The sequence below is a fragment of the Mycobacterium sp. genome (assembly GCF_036488105.1).
In the GTDB taxonomy this organism is placed as follows: Bacteria; Actinomycetota; Actinomycetes; order Mycobacteriales; family Mycobacteriaceae; genus Mycobacterium.
Genome location: NZ_DASXHW010000349.1, coordinates 1 through 2,035 on the forward strand (window position 1 = coordinate 1; position 2,035 = coordinate 2,035).

The 2,035-nt window shown below is 66.1% G+C and carries 2 protein-coding genes; both read right to left on the minus strand.

What is annotated here, in order from left to right:
* The coding region (locus VGH54_RS18620; RefSeq protein ID WP_331513554.1) for a class I adenylate-forming enzyme family protein at positions 1 to 1,422 on the minus strand (1,422 nt) is incomplete at its 3' end.
* Between the two features lie 4 nt (positions 1,423 to 1,426).
* Positions 1,427 to 2,035: thiolase family protein (locus VGH54_RS18625; protein ID WP_331513555.1), on the minus strand; the 609-nt coding region annotated here is incomplete at its 5' end.

The window sequence follows — 2,035 nt, forward strand, 5'->3', positions numbered from 1 at the left end:
CCGCACGCCCTCCTGCACCATGTCCAGCGTCACCGACGCACCCTTGCGCGGCACCACAACCGCGCAGACCGCTTCGCCCCACCGGTCGTCGGACACCCCGACGACCGCGCAGGCGGCTACTCCGTCAACCGCACAGACCGCATCCTCGACCTCGGGCGAATAGATATTCTCTCCGCCGCTGATGATCACGTCCTTCTTGCGGTCCATCAGGTAGAGCAGCCCCCGCCCATCCAATCGGCCCATATCGCCGGTGCGACACCACCCGTCGCGCAGCGTCGCCTTAGTTGCCGCCGCGTCCTGCCAGTAGCCGCGGAACACGGAGTCGGACCGCACGACGATCTCACCTGCCTGCTCCACGGGTACGACGCCGCCGTCCTCATCGACAACACGCACCCGCGTACCGGGAAATGGGAAGCCAACCGAGCACAGCCGCTCGGCAGCGTTGGGTTCGTCCAAGACGTGGAACTCGCGGGGCAGTGCGGAGACGATGACTTCGGTCTGTCCGTAGAGGTTGAGGAAGCCCGCGTGCGGCAGGATGGCGAGCGCGCGCTGCAGGGTGGCCGCGGTCATCGGCGCGGCCGAATAGACCACCGTGCGAACCGATTCCACAGCGGATCGGTCACCCACCTCGTCGAGGAGTACCCTGAGCATGACCGGCGCCAGGTGCAGCACCGTGATCCGCTCCTCAGCGATCAAACGAGCCGCCTCGGCCGCGTCGAACTGCTGCTGCAACACCACAGTTGCGCCGCGGGCATGCAGTCCACCGATGATCCCGAGCGCACCGAAATGGAACATCGGCATATTGATCAGTCCGCGATCGGTGCTGCCGCAGCGCATCTCGTTGTTCATCGTGAATGCGACCGTGCACATCTCCCGCTGTCCGAGGATGCAGCACTTGGACGCGCCCGTCGTGCCGCTGGTGAACAGCAGGTACGCGATGTCGTCGGGCCGCGCAATAAATGCGAGCTCGCCGCCGCGGCTTCCTTCGACGAATCGCTGATAGCTGATGATCCCCGGCCGATCCTCGCCCCCGATGGTCACCAGCGTCGGCCCCGTTACGGAATCGGCGATCGCCGGAACGAACTCCTCGGCACAGAACACCATCGACGGGGCGACGCGGTGCAGCGCATCCGCCATCTCCGGGGGGGAGAGCCGGAAGTTGATGGTGGCCATGATGATTCCGCTGAGTTGGGCGGCCGCGTTCAGCTCGCCGAACTCGATGCTGTTGCGACTCAACACCGCGATGCGATCCTGACGCTGCATCCCGGCCGCGGCCATTGCCGACAGCAATCGAACTGCCCGGTCCCGTAATTGGGCATGGGTGATGGTGCGGTGGCGGTGCCGGTAGGCGACGACGTCGGGAAAGCGGACCGCGTTGTCGGTGACTATGTCGCCGAGCGTCATGTCGTCGACCGCAGTCATCGATCTACCGGCTGCTCAACAGCATCGACCCGGCCACCGGTCCGCCGCCCACACCGACGGCCACCACCTCGGGAGTGCGGGGCGCCTGCCGATCGCCGCCCTCACCCCACAACTGCACACATGCTTCGTGCAGGAAGCCCATGCCATGCAGTCGACCGCCGGAGAGTTGCCCGCCGCTGGTGTTGATCGGTAGCGCACCGTCCAGTGCGATACGCGAGCCGTCGCCCAGGAATTCGCCGACTTTGCCGTGCTCGCAGAAGCCCATCGCTTCCAACCACATCACGGTCAAAAAGGTGAAACCGTCGTAGAGCTGGGCCATGTCGACGTCGGCGGGAGTCAGGGTGGTGTGCTCCCACAGCGTGGCGGCCGAATCGTGGGCGGCCATCGTGGTGATGTCCGATCGCTGATCCCAGGTCGCCCGCTCGAACATGCCGGGCCCGACGGACTCCACCGTCAGCGGGTGCCGCGGTAAGCCGTTGGCGGCGTCGCGGCGGGACACGATCACGGCGGTGGCGCCGTCGCATGGGGCGTCGCAGTCGTAAAGGCACAGCGGCTCGGAGATCATTCTCGCGCTGATGTAGTCGTCCATCGTCATCGGTTCGCGGTAGATCGC